The 14,926-nt window shown below is 72.1% G+C and carries 14 protein-coding genes; 6 read left to right on the top strand and 8 right to left on the bottom strand.

Annotation, left to right across the window (positions count from 1 at the left end; all coding sequences use genetic code 11):
* Positions 1–32 precede the first annotated feature (32 nt).
* From AB0F88_RS34415 to AB0F88_RS34390, 6 genes are read left to right on the top strand one after another with little or no spacing between them, the layout of a single operon-like run.
* Positions 33–1,274, top strand: a complete 1,242-nt coding sequence (locus AB0F88_RS34415; RefSeq protein ID WP_362693951.1) for an extracellular solute-binding protein — start codon at positions 33–35, stop codon at positions 1,272–1,274.
* Positions 1,261–2,199: a sugar ABC transporter permease gene (locus AB0F88_RS34410; RefSeq protein ID WP_362693947.1), complete on the top strand. Its 939-nt coding sequence runs from the start codon at positions 1,261–1,263 to the stop codon at positions 2,197–2,199. Before AB0F88_RS34415 ends, AB0F88_RS34410 begins: the two co-directional genes overlap by 14 nt.
* Positions 2,196–3,026, top strand: a complete 831-nt coding sequence (locus AB0F88_RS34405) for a carbohydrate ABC transporter permease (protein ID WP_362693944.1) — start codon at positions 2,196–2,198, stop codon at positions 3,024–3,026. Before AB0F88_RS34410 ends, AB0F88_RS34405 begins: the two co-directional genes overlap by 4 nt.
* On the top strand, positions 3,023–4,951 hold the full coding sequence (locus AB0F88_RS34400) for a hypothetical protein (protein ID WP_362693941.1): 1,929 nt from the start codon (positions 3,023–3,025) through the stop codon (positions 4,949–4,951). The genes AB0F88_RS34405 and AB0F88_RS34400 overlap by 4 nt, the downstream gene beginning before the upstream one ends.
* Positions 4,948–5,739, top strand: coding sequence for a hypothetical protein (locus AB0F88_RS34395; RefSeq protein ID WP_362693938.1), 792 nt, complete (start codon positions 4,948–4,950; stop codon positions 5,737–5,739). The genes AB0F88_RS34400 and AB0F88_RS34395 overlap by 4 nt, the downstream gene beginning before the upstream one ends.
* A 5-nt stretch (positions 5,740–5,744) precedes the next feature.
* Positions 5,745–6,569, top strand: a complete 825-nt coding sequence (locus AB0F88_RS34390) for an amidohydrolase family protein (protein WP_362693935.1) — start codon at positions 5,745–5,747, stop codon at positions 6,567–6,569.
* A 299-nt stretch (positions 6,570–6,868) separates the two neighbouring features.
* On the opposite strand, the gene AB0F88_RS34385 is transcribed toward AB0F88_RS34390, so the two are convergent.
* The 8 genes from AB0F88_RS34385 to AB0F88_RS34350 all read right to left on the bottom strand — a co-directional run.
* Complete coding sequence (locus tag AB0F88_RS34385; protein ID WP_362693932.1) at positions 6,869–8,245, bottom strand: nucleotide pyrophosphatase/phosphodiesterase family protein; 1,377 nt, start codon at positions 8,243–8,245, stop codon at positions 6,869–6,871.
* Positions 8,242–9,369: a metabolite traffic protein EboE gene (gene eboE / locus AB0F88_RS34380; RefSeq protein WP_362693929.1), complete on the bottom strand. Its 1,128-nt coding sequence runs from the start codon at positions 9,367–9,369 to the stop codon at positions 8,242–8,244. Before eboE ends, AB0F88_RS34385 begins: the two co-directional genes overlap by 4 nt.
* Positions 9,369–10,223 carry a TatD family hydrolase gene (locus tag AB0F88_RS34375; RefSeq protein WP_362693926.1) on the bottom strand — a complete coding sequence of 285 codons (855 nt, stop codon included), beginning with the start codon at positions 10,221–10,223 and terminating at the stop codon, positions 9,369–9,371. Before AB0F88_RS34375 ends, eboE begins: the two co-directional genes overlap by 1 nt.
* Positions 10,223–10,882: an EboA domain-containing protein gene (locus AB0F88_RS34370; protein ID WP_362693923.1), complete on the bottom strand. Its 660-nt coding sequence runs from the start codon at positions 10,880–10,882 to the stop codon at positions 10,223–10,225. The genes AB0F88_RS34375 and AB0F88_RS34370 overlap by 1 nt, the downstream gene beginning before the upstream one ends.
* Entirely contained in the window at positions 10,879–11,757 is an 879-nt protein-coding gene (locus AB0F88_RS34365; protein ID WP_362693920.1) for a sugar phosphate isomerase/epimerase family protein, read from the bottom strand. Before AB0F88_RS34365 ends, AB0F88_RS34370 begins: the two co-directional genes overlap by 4 nt.
* Positions 11,754–12,647 carry an SCO3242 family prenyltransferase gene (locus tag AB0F88_RS34360; protein WP_362693917.1) on the bottom strand — a complete coding sequence of 298 codons (894 nt, stop codon included), beginning with the start codon at positions 12,645–12,647 and terminating at the stop codon, positions 11,754–11,756. The genes AB0F88_RS34365 and AB0F88_RS34360 overlap by 4 nt, the downstream gene beginning before the upstream one ends.
* Entirely contained in the window at positions 12,647–13,795 is a 1,149-nt protein-coding gene (locus AB0F88_RS34355) for an inositol-3-phosphate synthase (protein WP_362693914.1), read from the bottom strand. The genes AB0F88_RS34360 and AB0F88_RS34355 overlap by 1 nt, the downstream gene beginning before the upstream one ends.
* Before the next feature lie 483 nt (positions 13,796–14,278).
* The coding region (locus AB0F88_RS34350; protein ID WP_362693911.1) for a sugar phosphate isomerase/epimerase family protein at positions 14,279–14,926 on the bottom strand (648 nt) is incomplete at its 5' end.

Raw genomic sequence — 14,926 nt, 5'->3', positions numbered from 1 at the left:
ATCGATAGGCGATTACAGATCAAGGAAGATTCATGCGACAGAGCACACGCGGCGCCGCCGCGATCCTCATCGGCTCGGCAATGATCGCGGGATTGCTGACGGGATGCGCGACCGACAGCGCCGAGGAGGGCGGGGGCGAGCTCCGCATCCTCGCCAACATCACACCGGTCCTGACGAAGAAGTACTACGAGGACCTCGTCCAGCCCTGGGTCGCCAAGCACAAGGGGGTGACCGTCACCATCGAGGTACCGAGCGGGGAGGACGTGCAGGCGACCCTCCAGCAGGAGCTCGCCTCGGGTGACGTGCCCGACATCGTCGCCAGCAACCTCGACCCCGTGGTGGCACCGCAGTTGCTCGCCTTCCCGAAGGAGCCGTGGGTGCTCGACACCCCGCTCGCCGAGCAGAACCAGGTCGACGGCAAGATCTGGCAGGTCGCCACCGGCGCGCAGATCCAGTCGCTCGTCTTCTACAACAAGAAAGCCTTCGCCGCCGCCGGCATCGACGCGCCGCCGACCAGCCTCGACGAGTTCACCAAGGACCTCAAGGCGCTCAAGGCGGCCGGCTACCTTCCGCTGCAGACGGCGGGCGAGTGGGTCACCGGAGCGCAGTTCGCGATGCTGGCGAACCCGCAGCTCCTCGCGTCCGATGATTTCTACGCCAAGCGCAACGCCGGCTCCGCCACCTTCGCGAAAAGCGCGTACGAGAAGTACCTCGACGCCTATGCGGGCTGGATCGCCGACGGCCTCGTCGATCCCGACGCGCTCGGCCTCAAGTACCAGGACTCGATCGACGGATTCACCTCCGGCAAGGCCGCGACCTACGTGATCGGCAACTGGATCGTGCCCTCGATCGACGAGGCCGCCACCTCGTTCGACGTGGGGGTCTTCGCGGCGCCGTCACTCGACGGCAGCCCGGCCGGGCAGATGAGCGGACCCGCGCAGCCGTACTCGATCCTGCAGGCCTCCAAGAACCGGGACCTCGCGCTGAGCCTGGTCGAGTACTTGGTCAGCGACAAGACAGCCGTCACCGCGTCACTCGCTTCCGAGGGCAATTTCCGCCAGGGGATCTCCTACAAGGGCAGCCCGCTCAACCAGGCGGTCGCGGCGATCCTCGACGCCGCTCCCCGCCTCGTACTCGGCACGTCCGGCCCCAGGATTCCCGGCGGTTTCGGCGACGAGCTCAACAAGCAGGTCCAGGCCCTCTACGTCAAGACCACTCCGGCGGACGCGGCGGCCGCCCTGGACTCCTGGTGGGATCTGAATGCCGGGCAATGACACCCGGGCCGGAGCCGGCGGGGCGGCTCCGGCCACCCGCCGTCGCCGGGACGCCCGCCTCGAACTGCTCACCGACACCGTCATGATCGCGCCGGCGCTCGCGCTGGTCGCGTTGTTCGTCCTCATCCCGATCGCGATCGCGATCTACCTCAGCCTCACGAACTGGGACGGCTTCACCATCCCGCCGTCATGGGTCGGAACCCGCAACTACGAGAGGCTCGTGCAGGACCCCGAGGTGCTGCGGGCCGCCGCCTTCACCGCGGTGATCGCCGTCGTGGGCACGATCGCCTGCAACACGCTGGGCGTCGGCGTCGCCCTGCTCCTCAACCGCCACACCCGCGTCAACACTGTCATGCGTGTGCTGGTCTTCTCACCGTATGTGATCGGGCCGGTCATCCTCGGTTTCCTCTGGGCGTCGATCCTCGGCAGCAACGGCGCGGTCAACGCGCTGCTCACCAACCTCGGCCTCGAACGCCTCCCCTTCCTCGCCGACCCCGTATGGGCCACTTTCACGACCGTCGCGGTGATCATATGGGCGACTTTCGGGGTCAACGTCGTGCTCTACCTCGCGGGCCTTCAGACTCTCAACGTCTCGCTTCTGGAGGCGGCCCGCATCGACGGGGCCGGCCCCTGGCAGACCTTCTGGCAGGTCAAGCTCCCCGTGCTCGCGCCGACCGTCACGCTCAACGTCGTGCTCTCCGCCATCGGCCTGCTGCGGGTCTACGAACTCGTGCTCGCGCTCACCGCGGGCGGGCCTGCCGGAACCACCCAGACGACCGTGTTCAACATCCTCACGACCTCCTTCAGCCGTTCGCAGCTCGGCTACGGCGCGGCCCAATCGGTCGTGCTCATGGTCGCGATCATCGCGGTGACGGTCGTCGTCACCCAGCTCCGCCGCCAGAGTGAACAGGCGGTGTCCGCGTGATCGTCATCCGGTTGCTCCGGGGCGTCGTGCTCATCGTTCTCGCCGCCGTGATGGTCGTCCCGCTCTATCTGCTCGTGACCAACGCGTTCAAGAGCCAGGACGACATCGTCGGTTCGCCGTTCGACGTGCCCTCCGACGGGTTCACGATCGACAACATCGTGGCGGCCGCGACCTCCGCCGACTTCAACGTGATCGGCGCCTATGGCACGACCGCGCTGCTCGTCGCGTCGGTCAACGTGCTCTCGATCCTCGTCACCGGGCCGGCCGCCTACGCGATCGCCCGCGGGGTCCGGCGCGGCCACCGGCTGGTGCTGCTCGTGCTGCTGGCGGGCCTGTTCATCCCGAGCCAGGCGATCGTCATCCCCGTGATCTACGTGCTGAGGACCATCGGTCTCATGGGCACCGTTCCCGGTCTCGTCCTGTTCCAGACGGCGCTGACGATCCCCACGACGGTGTTCCTCTTCACCGCGTTCGTCAAAAGCATCCCGCGCGAGCTCGACGAGGCGGCTCGCATCGACGGCGCGAGCCGGATGGGCACGTTCTGGCGCATCATCTTCCCGCTCATGCGCCCGGCCGTCGCGACCGCCGTCGTGCTCAACTCGGTGGGCGTCTGGTCGGACTTCGTGAATCCGCGGATCATCCTGGGACCCGGGTCCGGCATCTACACGGTGACCACCGGCGTGTTCGCGGCGATCAGCAAGTACTCGACCGACTTCACGGTCGTCTACTCGAACATGCTGCTCGCGGTCGCGCCCGTGATCGTGTTCTACGTCCTCCTGCAAAGACGCATCATCGGCGGTCTCACCTCGGGAGCGGTCAAAGGATGATCAGGATCTCCGCCACCGTCCCCGTCCGTGAGCTGCCCCGCTGGGCGGTCCTCGAGCGCGAGCTGCTCGCCCGCCTCGACCGTGCCTGGCGCGAGTTCGAGCGACGCTTCTGCGAGCCTGACGGCCGGCTGCGCTACCGGGGACGGATGTACGGTCGCGACGGTGTCGACGACTTCTACGAGCCGTTCTTCAACTGGCCCGTGCTGTATCGCCTCGGCGGATCCGCCGACGTTCTCGACGCGGCCAAGCATCACTGGGAGGGCGTGACCCGGCAACTCACCGAGTTCGGATTCGTGCGGGAGGAGTACGAGCTCGGCTACGACTGGTTCCACCAGGGCGAGTCGCTGCCGTTCTTCCTCTCCATCTGCGCCGCGGATCCCTCCGACGCCGTGTTCCGCGCACGCGCGCGCCGCTTCGCCGAGCTCTACCTGCCCGGCACCGGCAACTACGACCCGGTCACCCGCACGATCGTCGCCCCGCACACCGGCTCCGGTGGTCCGCGCTGGGGCGTCGGCGAGGACTGGGAGGAATACCGCGCCGACCAGGCCGGCATGGAGATCTACGGCCTCCCCCTGCTCGACGTCCCCGGCATCCGCGGCTGGGACGACCTGGCCGACCCGGCCGCGGCCCGTGCGATGGGCCAGGCGATGCAGGAGCGGATGGGGCGCGGCGACACCGCCGTCAACCTCGCCGCGACAACTCTCGCGGTCAACGCCTGGCTCTACGACCACGACCGGCGCTTCGCCGACTGGGTGCTCGAGTACGTCGACGCCTGGCGCGAGCGCGCGGCCGCGAACGGCGGCGTGCTGCCCGACAACGTCGGTCCCGGCGGGGTCGTCGGCGAACTGCACGGCGGCGCCTGGTACGGCGGCCACTACGGCTGGACCTGGCCTCACGGCCTGCACTCGATCGCGCCCACCGCCACGGTCGCCGCGCTCAACACCGTGGTGCTCACCGGCACGCTCGACCGGATCGGCCTCGTCGGCGCCACCCTCGACGCCGTGATGGCGGAGGGCGTGGTCGCCGACCGCATCGCGACCCGCGGCAGCCTCGGCCCCGGCTGGGCCGAGCGGCTCGGCGCCGACGAGAGCACCCGCGAGCTGCTCGTGCCCTACCGGTACGGCCCGGAGGGCTGGTTCGACCGGCACCCGGTGCCGCTCGCGCCTGTGCTCTGGCTCGCGTGGGCGCAGGGCGACGTCGCGCACGATCCGCGCCTCGAGCGGCTGCGGGCCGCCTCCGACTCCGACTGGGAGGCGGTGCGCTGGTTCCACGACAAGGAGGAGCAGGGCCACGAGGCGCCGTGGATCGGCTACCTCGCCGGACGCAATCCGGACTACCCGGAACGCGCGCTCGAGCTGGCCCTCGCCCAGACCCTCCGGCGGATGTCCCTGATCGCACAGGCACCGGACGAACCGGAGGACGGGGACATCCACTTCTGGCAACGGCTCAACCCCGTCGTGACGGAGGTGCTGAGCCAGCTCGTGACGGGCGCGCCACCGGCCATCTACTACGGCGGCCTCGCGCTCGCCCGTGTCGTGATCGGCGACGGGACGCGCGAACGCCCCGGCCTGCCGCCCGGCGTCGCGGCGCTCGTCAGCGCGGTCGAGGAGCACCACGTCGCGCTCGAGCTCGTCAACACCGGCGACGAGGATCAGCTCGTCGTCGTGCAGGCCGGCGCCTTCGGTGAGGACGAGATCGTCACCGCCGGTCACGACACCGCCGAGCCCGGCTACCCGGGCGACGACCGCCGGTACGACATCCCGCCCGTTCCGACCACGCGCCACCGCGTCGCGGTCGGTGCCTCGCGGATCGAGGTGCTCCTGCCCGCGCGCACGCGGATCGCCCTTGACCTCGAGACCACCCGGCGCGTCCACCGCGCCTCCCACCAGGACTTCGTCCGCACCGCTCAGGAGAAGAACGCATGAACACCACCCACGAGTCGCCGTCGACCGTCTGGCCTCTGCCGGTACGCGGCGGGGCCTTCGACCGGGCCGACCCCGGCATCCTCCGTCGGATGGAGGCGGTGAGCGCCGCCACGGCGTGCGCCAAGCTCAACGGCATGGGGATCACCCGCACCGCCGTTCAGGGTCCCGTCCCGCTCGAGCGCGGCAGTCGCGTGGTCGGCTCGGCGCTGACGCTGCAGTTCATGCCGCAGCGCGAGGACGTCGCGAGCGGCCTGAGCCAGGAGTACGTCGAGCGCGACACCGCCCTCTGGGCCGTTCTCGAGACCGTGCAGGAGGGCGACGTGCTCGTCGTGCAGGCCTACGGGAGCTCGTTCACCGGCTGTTTCGGCGACATGCTCGTGCGCTACTTCAAGCGTCGCGGCGGTGCCGGCATCGTCGTCGACGGGTGCATCCGCGACGCCGCGCGCGTGCGCGAGCTCGGGGTGCCGATCTGGTGCACCGGCACGACGCCGCACTACGCCTCGCAGACCGACCTGTTCCCCTGGGCCTACGACGTGCCGGTCGCCGCCGGCGGCGTGCTCTGCCTGCCGGGCGATGTCGTGGTCGCCGACGACGACGGCGCGGTGATCGTGCCCTCGGGCAAGGCGCTCGAGCTCGTGCGGTCGGCCGAGGACCACGAGAACTGGGAGGAGTTCAGCCGGATGCGGCTCGAGCAGGGCGCGCGGCTGTCCGACTACTACCCGCTCAGCCTCGACAGCCGCGCCGAGTACGAGGCGTGGCGCGACGCCGGCCGCCGGCCGCTCGTCTGAGCCCGGTGAGCGTCGTCGACGCCCACGTCCACGTCTGGGGCGCGGAGCTGCTCGGCACCGGCTGGCTCGCCGAGCCGGCGTCGGGGGCGATCCGCCGGATATTCACGCTCGACGACCTCGCCCCCGAGCTCGCGACGACGGGCGTCGCCCGCGTGGTGCTGGTCGCCGCCGAGGAGAGCGACGCGGGATCCGAGCGGCTGCTGGCGGGCGCCGCCCACGACCCGCGGGTCCTGGGCGTGGTCGCCTGGGTGGAGCTCGCCCGCCCGGACGCGGCGGAACGGCTCGCCGCCCTGCGCGCCGCGCCCGGCGGCACCCTGCTGCGCGGGGTGCGGCAGTCGCTCACCGCCGCCCCGGCCGGCTGGTGGACCGACCCTGCGACGGTGGCGGGGCTCATCGCCCTGGAGAGGGAGGAGCTGTTGCTCGAGCTGCTCATCTCGGCCGCGCAGCTGCCCGAGGCCGCCGCGCTCGCCGCCCGCCATCCGGGGCTGGCCGTCGTGATCGACCACCTGGCGAACGCGCACGAGCCGGATGCCGACCCACGGTCCTGGCGCACCGCGCTCGACGAGCTCGCCCGGGCCCCGCGCGCGGTCGCCAAGGTCTCAGGGCTCGGTGACGACGAGGGAAGGGCCGTGACACTGCTTGCCGCCGCCCGGGCCGCGCTCGGAGCCGACCGGCTCCTATGGGGCTCCGACTGGCCGGTTCTGCTGCTGCGCGACGACTACGCGGGCGAACGCGCCCGCGTCGAACGGCTGCTCGCGGGCTGGCACCCCGCCGAACGCGCCGCGGTGCTCGGCGGCACCGCCGCCCGGGTCTACGGGGGCGCGCGATGAGGCGACCGCCACCGGCCGGCCCGTCACCCGATCACTGATCGCCTACGACCACTGACCGGACTTCGGACTTACTCGTCCAGGACGGCGCCCTCGGCACCCTCGGCACGAGAAGGCCGGCGACCGGGATGTGCGGCCGGGCGCCGTCGGGAGCGTTCTCCCGCGCGGGGGCCCGGACGCGGCCGGGCCCCCGCGCAGAAGATCATGCGATCCGTCCGGAGGGGCATGCGGGAAGAAGGTGGAGAGCGCCGCCCGCCCGGGGGGTGAAAGGCACAGGCGGGCGGCGCCGTTTTGGGAGCCGCTCAGCGCAGGGACAGCTGGAGCAGCAGGTCCTTCACCTCGGTGGCGGCGATCCGGTCGCTGGCCACGGACGGGTCGGAGCAGAGCAGCACCGGCCCGTCGAGGGGGTCGTCGGGCAGCCGGCCGTGCGAGCCCCGGATGGCGCGGGCGCCCGCGTCGAGGCCGACGACGTTCATCGTGTAGCGCATGCCCGTCTTCTTGCGCAGCAGCGCCACGGCGGCCCTGCGCTTGGCGGCGCCGGGCGCGGCGGGGTCGAAGAACAGCTCGGCGGGGTCGTAGCCGGGCTTGCGGTGGATCTCGACCAGGTTGGCGAAGTCGGGACGCCGGGCGTCGTCGAGCCAGTAGTAGTAGGTGAACCAGGAGTCCGGCTCGGCGACGAGGACCAGCTCCCCGGCGCGGGAGTGCGCCAGCCCGTTCTGGGCCTTGCCCTCCTCGTCGAGCACCTCGGCGACCCCGGGCAGGCCCGCGCAGAGCTTGGCGACGGCCGGGATGTCGGCGGGGTCGGCGACGTAGACGTGGGCCACCTGGTGGTCGGCGACGGCGAACGCGCGGGAGGTCCAGGGGTCGAGATACTCCATGCCGTCCTGGGTGTAGACCTCCAGCAGCCCCTCGGTCCGCAGCAGCCGGTTGATGTCGACCGGGCGGGAGACGTCGGTGATCCCGTACTCCGACAGGGCCACCACGGTGGTCCCGCGCGCGGCGGCGGCGTCCAGCAGGGGGGCCAGCACGGTGTCGAGCTCGGAGGCGGCGGCGGCCGAGCGCGGGTCGGACGGGCCGAACCGCTGCAGGTCGTAGTCCAGGTGCGGCACGTACGCCAGGGTGAGGTCCGGGTCGTGGTCCTTCATGATCTGCTCGGTGGCGCGGCAGATCCAGGTGGACGAGGCGATTCCCGCGCCCGGGCCCCAGTAGGTGAACAGCGGGAAGTCGCCCAGCTTGCCGGTGAGCTCGTCGTGCAGCTGGGGCGGGTAGGTGTAGCAGTCGGGGTCCTTGCGCCCGTCGGCCCGGTAGATGGGCCGGGGGGTGACCGTCCAGTCGACGTCGGCGCCCATGGCGTACCACCAGCACACGTTGGCCACGGTGAAACCGGGCCGCTCGCGCCGGGCGGCGTGCCACAGCTTGTCCCCGCCGACCAGCGCGTTGTGCTGGCGCCACAGGAAGACCTCGCCGAGCTCGCGGAAGTACCAGCCGTTGCCGACGACGCCGTGCTCGGTGGGCGCGACGCCGGTGAGGAAGGTCGACTGGGCCGAGCAGGTGACGGCGGGCAGCACGGTGCCGAGCTCTGCCTGGAAGCCGCCGTCGGCGACGGCGCGCAGCCTCGGCATGTGCGCCAGCAGTCTCGGGGTGAGCCCCACCACGTCGAGGACCAGCAACGATGTCATGCTTTCACTCCAAGGTCGCGCATCTCGGCGCGGGCGAAGTCCAGCTCGTCGGCGATGCCGCCGGCGAGCTGTTCGGGCGTCTGCGGGCGCAGCGCGGGTGGCAGCACGCCCCAGGTGTAGGTCTCCACGTCGAAGTGGTCGCACAGCGGTTCGGGGCCGCCGACGAGCTCCGCGAGGGCCTCGCGGAGCACCGGCGCGGTGGTGGCGAGCGGCGCTTGCGGTGCGACGTGCAGCGGTACGTGGTAGTGGACCCGCCACGGTCCGGGCAGCTTCCGCTCGAACGCCTCGTCGAGGTCGTCGGCGTCGTCGCCGGCCGCGTTGCGGGTCTGGTGCAGGAAGCGCGGCTCGACGTACTCGCGCAGGGTCTCCGGGTCGTCGCTCTCCAGGGCCGCGGAGACCTGGACCTTGACGACGGGCAGGCCCGCCTCGGCGTACTGACGCAGCGCGTCGGCGGGCCGCTCCCAGGCGCACGCCAGGTGGGCGAGGTCCAGGCAGACGCCGAGCCGGTCGGTGTCGACGCCGGACAGGGCGCGCACGGCCTGCCCGGTGGTCTCCACCACGCAGCCGGGCTCGGGTTCGAACGCCACCCGGATGACGCGGCCGGTGGCGGACTCGACGGCGGCGAGCCCGGTGGCGAGCTCGTCGAGCCTGCTCATCGCGAGACCGGACATCTCCTCGTTCCAGGGGTCGCGCCAGGCGAGCGGGAGCGTGGAGATCGACCCCCTGGCGGCGTCGTCCGGCAGGAGGGCGGCCAGGACGTTCGCCAGGTCGAGGGTGTAGGCGAGCCGTTCGGGAGTCGTCCAGTCGGGGTGGTAGACCGCGTGCTTGACCACCGGGTCCTGGAACGAGCGGTAGGGGAAGCCGTTGAGCGTCACGACCTCCAGCTCACGCGCGTCCAGCTCGCGGCGGAACCCGGCCAGCAGCGCGGGGTCGGCGGCGAGCGCGGCGGCGACGGGCGCGGCCAGCCAGAGCCCGAGCCCGAGCGTGTCGGCGCCGAGGCGGGCGCGGATCGGCACCGCGTACGTGTCGAGCTGCTCGACGATGCCGCCGAGGTCCTCGGCCGGGTGCACGTTGGTGCAGTAGCTGAGGTGCAGCGTCCGTCCGCCGGGGTGACGCAGCCGCATCAAGACCCTCCGCGCTTGATGGAACTGCCCTCGAACGTGGCCTCCCGCGCCCCGGCGACCTCGGACAGGTCCAGGCGTCCCGACTGGCCGTAGAACTCCACGGGGTTGCGCCAGAGCACCCGGTCGACGTCGTCCTCGCTGAACCCGGCCTCCAGCATCGCCCTGCCGGTCTCCAGGGTGAGCAGCGGGTCGGACACGCCCCAGTCGGCGGCGGAGTTGACCAGCACCCGCTCCAGGCCGTGCTCGCGCAGGATCTCCACCATGCGGGGTGGCGACATCTTGGTCTCGGGGTAGATGGAGAAGCCCATCCAGCAGCCCGAGTCGTGCACGATCCCGGCGGTGACCTCGTTGAGGTGGTCGACGGCGACCATGCCGGGCGCGATGCCGGACGAGGCGACGACGTCGAGGGTGCGCTGGGTTCCCTTGGCCTTGTCGCGGTGCGGGGTGTGCACGAGCGCGGGCAGCTCGTGGTCGACGGCCATCGCGAGCTGCCGTTCGAAGGCGTCGTCCTCGGCGGGGGTCATCGAGTCGTAGCCGATCTCGCCGACCGCGACGACGCGGTCCTTCTCCAGGTAGCGCGGGAGCAGGTCGAGCACGGGCCGGCAGCGCGGGTCCCCGGCCTCCTTGGGGTTCAGCGCGATGGTGGCGTGGTGCAGGATGCCGAACTGCCCCGCGCGGTACGGCTCCCAGCCGATCAGCGAGTCGAAGTAGTCGGTGAACGAGCCGGGGTTGGTCCGCGGCTGGCCCAGCCAGAAGGCGGGCTCCACGATGGCGAGCACCCCGGCGGCGGCCATCCTGGCGTAGTCGTCGGTGGTGCGCGACGTCATGTGGATGTGCGGGTCGAAGATCCGCATCAGGCCTCCTTCTCGCTGGTCGGACGGTCGGGCTTCTCGCCGGTCGGGTCGCCGGGCTTCTCGCCGGTCAGGCGGTCGAGCAGTGCGGTCGCGTCGTCGGGGGTGGGGCGCCCGGCCGCGGTGCGTTCCTCGGCGAACGCGGCCAGCATCCCGGCCAGTTCGGCGTCGGCCCGCTCCTCCAGCCGGTCCACGGCGGCGAGCGGCACGCCCATGAACACGCACTTGAGCACCGCCTGCCGCCACATGGTCTGGTCGAGGTGACCGGCGTAGGGGCCGAGGGCGGCGGCCACCAGGCGGGTGTCGTTGGTGCGGATCGCGTCGTGCAGCAGCGGTACCGCCTCCGCGCCGAGGGGCAGCAGCGGCAGGGCCTTGAGCACGGCGCGCTTCTCGTCGGCGTCGCCGTACCGGTAGAGGTCGGCGACCTGCCCGGCCACCGCGTCCGGCGGGAGCGCGGCGAGCAGGACGGCCCTCGCCGCCTCGTCGGCGGTCCAGCCGGGCGCGTCCGGCAGCGGTGCCCGTCCGGCGCGCCGTCCCGCGGAGGCGAAGTGCCGCGTGACGCTCTCGGGCTTGGCGGCGACGCTTTCGCGCGCGCCGGCGAGCCACTCCTGGTCGAGCGCCTTCAGCAGGCCGTCCGTCTGGATGTTCGGTCGTGGGGTCATGCGTTCGTCCCTTCTGCGGCGGCCGCACGCAGGAAGTCCAGGGATCGGGCGGCCACCTGCGGCGCGGCGTGCGAGTGGCGGGGCAGCTCCACCGCGACCAGGCCCCGGTAGCCGCACTCGGCCAGGGCGCGCAGCACGGGAGGGAAGTCGATCTCTCCCTCGCCGAACTCCAGGTGCTCGTGCACGCCGCGGCGCATGTCGTCGATCTGCACGTTGACCAGGTGTCCGGCGACGGCCGTGACGCAGTCGGGGACCGGGTCGGGTTCGAGGCAGCGGCAGTGGCCGATGTCCAGCGTGATGCCGAACGCCGCGGGTTCGCCGAGCTCGGCGTGCAGCTTGCGCCATCCGGCGATCGTCTCGACGAGCATGCCGGGCTCGGGTTCGAAGCCCAGCGGCACGCCGGCGGCGGCGGCCGTCTCGGCGAGCCGGGCGCAGCCGTCGACGAGCCTGGCCCAGGCCGTGGCCTCGTCGACCGTCTCCGGGCGCACCCCCGCCCAGAACGACACCGCCTCGGCTCCGAGGTCGGCGCCGATGGCGACCGCCCGGTTAAGGAAGTCCAGGCGCTTCTCGCGCTCGTCGTGCAGCAGCGTGGGGGCGTGCTTGTGCCACGGGTCCAGCAGGTAGCGGGCCCCGGTCTCGACGACCACGCCGAGCCCGAGGTCGCGCAGCAGGTCGGCCGTGGCCGCGACCCTGCGTGCCAGCCCTTCCTGGTACGGGTCCAGGTGGTCGTGGTCGAGGGTGAGGGCGACCCCCTGGTAGCCGAGGTCGGCGATGACCCGGAGCGCGTCGGCGAGCCGGTGGTTGGCGAACCCGTTGGTGCCGTAGCCGAACCTCGGCCCGAGGGTCGTGTCGGTGTCGGTGCTGCCGGGACTCACGTGGGGGACACCTTCCTCGCGAGGGCCCGGCCCAGCGGGACGGCCGCCGCGACCGCGATGCCCTCGCGGGTGGCGCCGCTGCGGGCGACGAGCGCGCCCTGCAGGGCGGGCAGCGCGACGATGCCGGTGCCGACGGCGGCCCGCATCCGGGAGGCCGACGGCTCGGCGACCGCCTGGGCCTGGGACAGGCCGAACCTGGCGGCGTACCAGCCGGTGAGCCCCGCCTGCACGGCCCGCACCACCTGCGCCGCGCGCGCGGTCTGCGGCTTCGGGGAGGCGTCGCCGCGTCCCAGGGCGGTGGCCACCGCGAGCGCGACGGTACCGGCCAGGGTCGCCACCGGAAGGCTCCGGTCGGAGCCGGACACCTCGGCGCGCGACAGCGCGGTGAGCAGGTAGGTGTGGGCGGCGACGGTGAGGGCCGAGGGCAGCGCGTCCGCGACGCTCCGCCCCGGGGTGGCGCCCAGCAGCACGTCGAGCCCCCGGCAGAGCGCCATCGCCAGGGGGCCCGCCGCGGTGTTCTTCGCCACCAGGTCGTACGACCAGACGGCGGCGGCGAGCGGGACGGCGACCGCGAGGGCCCGGCGTCCGCCGGAGAGCCCGGCCGCCGCGAGACCGGCGACGGTGAGCCCGGCGGCGATCCCGAGCGCGGCGCCGGGCGACACGCGGCCGGACGGGATCGGCCGCTCCGGGCGTTCCACCGCGTCCAGGCGGCGGTCGGCCCAGTCGTTGGCGGCCATCCCCGCCCAGTACAGGCAGACCGAGGAGCAGGCCAGGCCGAGGGTCCTGCCGCCGAGCACCTGCCCGGCGGCGGCCCCGGCGACGACGTCACCGGGTACGGACAGGGCGGCGGGGGCGCGCACGAGCTCCACGAGATCGCGCAGCGACGGCATCAGACCGGCTCCTCTCCGCCGAGGGTGCCGGCGAACGCGCGCAGCACCCGCCACTGGTCGGCCAGCGCGTGCGGCACCACCCCGAGCGGGTCCTTGAAGAAGAAGGCCAGCTCGCTCAGCGGACCGGTGCGGCCGGAGCGGTGCGCCGCCGCCGTGAGCCTCGCCAGGTCCAGGATCAGGGGCGCGGCCAGGGCGGAGTCGCAGCCGTGCCAGGTGAACTCCATGCGCATGGGCGTACCCAGGAACCCCTCGAAGGTGACAAGGTCCCAGGCGGTCTTGAAGTCGCCGATGTCCTCCACGTACTCGATGCGGGTCTCGCCCTGCGGGGTGTAGCCGAGCGTCTCGCCCAGCACCCGCTGCTTGCTGGCGGCCTTGGCGGCGTTGGCGGCGGGGTCGGCGAGGTTGGCGCCGTCTCCCCCGCCGAGGAGGTTCATCCCCGACCAGGTGCGGACCCGCAGGTTGCGCTGGGCGAACATCGGGGCGAGCACCGACTTGACGAGCGTCTCGCCGGTCTTGCCGTCGTGGCCTCCGTACGGCAGCCCCGCCAGGCCGGCGAGCCGGTCCAGGGCGGGCAGCCTGGCGCCCGTCGACGGGGTGAAGTCCACGTAGGGGCAGCCCGCGCGGAAGGCGGCGTACGCCGTCAGGGCGCTGGGCGGCAGCAGGTCCCGGGAGACCGCCAGCTCGGCCTCCAGCAGCTCCAGGTCGGCGTACGCCGGATGGGGCTCGGGTGCCGGCTCGGTGGTCGAGACGTTGATGACGACGACCCGTTCCAGGCCGTGCCGCAGCCGGAACTCGGTGATGTCGGCGCTGATCAGCTCCGCGGTCGCGGCCTGGTTCTCGGCGAGCGGCACCTGCCTCAGGTTCTCCTCGACGTCGGCGAGCTCGTCGCGCAGGGCCTCGACCAGCCGGGCCGGTACGATCCCGGCCCCGGCCAGCGCGGCCGCCTTCTTCTCCAGCGGGGTCGGCACGATGTCGTGCCCGCCGAACACCAGGTCTCCCAGACCTGGCAGCCCGGCGCCGCCGAACTCGGGGAGTTCCGTGACGCAGCCCGTCGGCTGGGCGAGACCGGCGCGCACCGCTAGCGCTCCGATCACGCTCGTGACGGCGACGGACCCTCGTGCTCCTACCAGCCACACTCCCGTACGCATCTGGCCTCCTGTGGTGAGTCGACTCCTGGGGGATGACGGTTTTCATCCGCCCGGCCGAGGCCGGGCGGCGCCGATGACATCACCATTTCGGCCATCCGGTCGGAGGGGATGTCACGGCGGGCATACGTGGTCGTTAAAACGGAGGAGACGACCCCGCGGCGGGCCGAGCCGGTAGGTCCGACCCGCTTGTGCAAGGAATCGTACGTTGTGCGGATATTACGGATATATGTCTCAGGGCTATATTTTTCCGTCATAGCAGCTCAACGTAAAAAAATTCTGTCAGCGAGCTCAGTCAGGAATCCCGGGCCGGGACGTCCGGCCCGAGAGGTTCGTCCTGAGGGGGTCGGTTCGGGTTCCAGGCCGGGTTTCCACGCGGGTTCCAGCCGGGAGGTCCGGCTGTTCCCCGTCGGGGTTTCGGCCCGGGGGTTCGGTCCGAGAATTCGGTCCGAGAATTCGGTCCGCGGTTTCGGTCCGTGGGGGTCTTCAGTCGGAGGAGAAGGCGGCGTCGAAGGCGGTGGTGGGCGGGGTGATGGCGTTGAGTTTGCGGATGACGGCCAGCGCGTCGGGGGCGCCGTCGAGGCGGTCCATGCCGGCGTCCTCCCACTCGATGGAGATGGGGCCGTTGTAGCCGATGGCGTTGAGGGCGCGGAAGCAGTCCTCCCAGGGCACGTCGCCGCGTCCGGTGGAGACGAAGTCCCAGCCGCGGCGCAGGTCGGCCCAGGGCAGGTGAGAGGCCAGGCGGCCGCGGCGGCCGTCGCCGGTGCGGACCTTGGCGTCCTTGCAGTCGACGTGGTAGATGCGGTCGGCGAAGTCGAGGATGAAGGCGACCGGGTCGATCTCCTGCCACACCATGTGGGAGGGGTCCCAGTTCAGGCCGAACGCGGGGCGGTGGCCGATGGCCTGCAGGGTGCGCACGGTGGTGTGGTAGTCGTAGGCGATCTCGCTGGGGTGGACCTCGTGGGCGAAGCGGACGCCGACCTCGTCGAAGACGTCCAGGATGGGGTTCCAGCGCTCGGCGAAGTCGGCGTAGCCGTCTTCGATCATCTGGGGGGGCACGGGCGGGAACATGGCCACGGTGTGCCAGATGGAAGAACCGGTGAAGCCGACCACGGTGTCGACGCCGAGTTTGGC

Origin of the sequence: Streptosporangium sp. NPDC023963 (assembly GCF_040639135.1) — a bacterium.
GTDB lineage: Bacteria > Actinomycetota > Actinomycetes > Streptosporangiales > Streptosporangiaceae > Streptosporangium.
Note: the sequence above shows the minus strand (reverse complement) of the source record. Positions and strands in the feature narration are given on the sequence as shown.

Excerpts from the sequence above, each read along its gene's own strand:
- AB0F88_RS34415 (WP_362693951.1), top strand. The coding sequence starts at position 33 with ATGCGACAGAGCACACGCGGCGCCGCCGCGATCCTCATCGGCTCGGCA.
- AB0F88_RS34410 (WP_362693947.1), top strand. The coding sequence starts at position 1,261 with ATGCCGGGCAATGACACCCGGGCCGGAGCCGGCGGGGCGGCTCCGGCC.
- AB0F88_RS34400 (WP_362693941.1), top strand. The coding sequence starts at position 3,023 with ATGATCAGGATCTCCGCCACCGTCCCCGTCCGTGAGCTGCCCCGCTGG.
- AB0F88_RS34395 (WP_362693938.1), top strand. The coding sequence starts at position 4,948 with ATGAACACCACCCACGAGTCGCCGTCGACCGTCTGGCCTCTGCCGGTA.
- AB0F88_RS34385 (WP_362693932.1), bottom strand. The coding sequence starts at position 8,245 with ATGACATCGTTGCTGGTCCTCGACGTGGTGGGGCTCACCCCGAGACTG.
- eboE (WP_362693929.1), bottom strand. The coding sequence starts at position 9,369 with ATGCGGCTGCGTCACCCCGGCGGACGGACGCTGCACCTCAGCTACTGC.
- AB0F88_RS34375 (WP_362693926.1), bottom strand. The coding sequence starts at position 10,223 with ATGCGGATCTTCGACCCGCACATCCACATGACGTCGCGCACCACCGAC.
- AB0F88_RS34370 (WP_362693923.1), bottom strand. The coding sequence starts at position 10,882 with ATGACCCCACGACCGAACATCCAGACGGACGGCCTGCTGAAGGCGCTC.
- AB0F88_RS34360 (WP_362693917.1), bottom strand. The coding sequence starts at position 12,647 with ATGCCGTCGCTGCGCGATCTCGTGGAGCTCGTGCGCGCCCCCGCCGCC.
- AB0F88_RS34355 (WP_362693914.1), bottom strand. The coding sequence starts at position 13,795 with ATGCGTACGGGAGTGTGGCTGGTAGGAGCACGAGGGTCCGTCGCCGTC.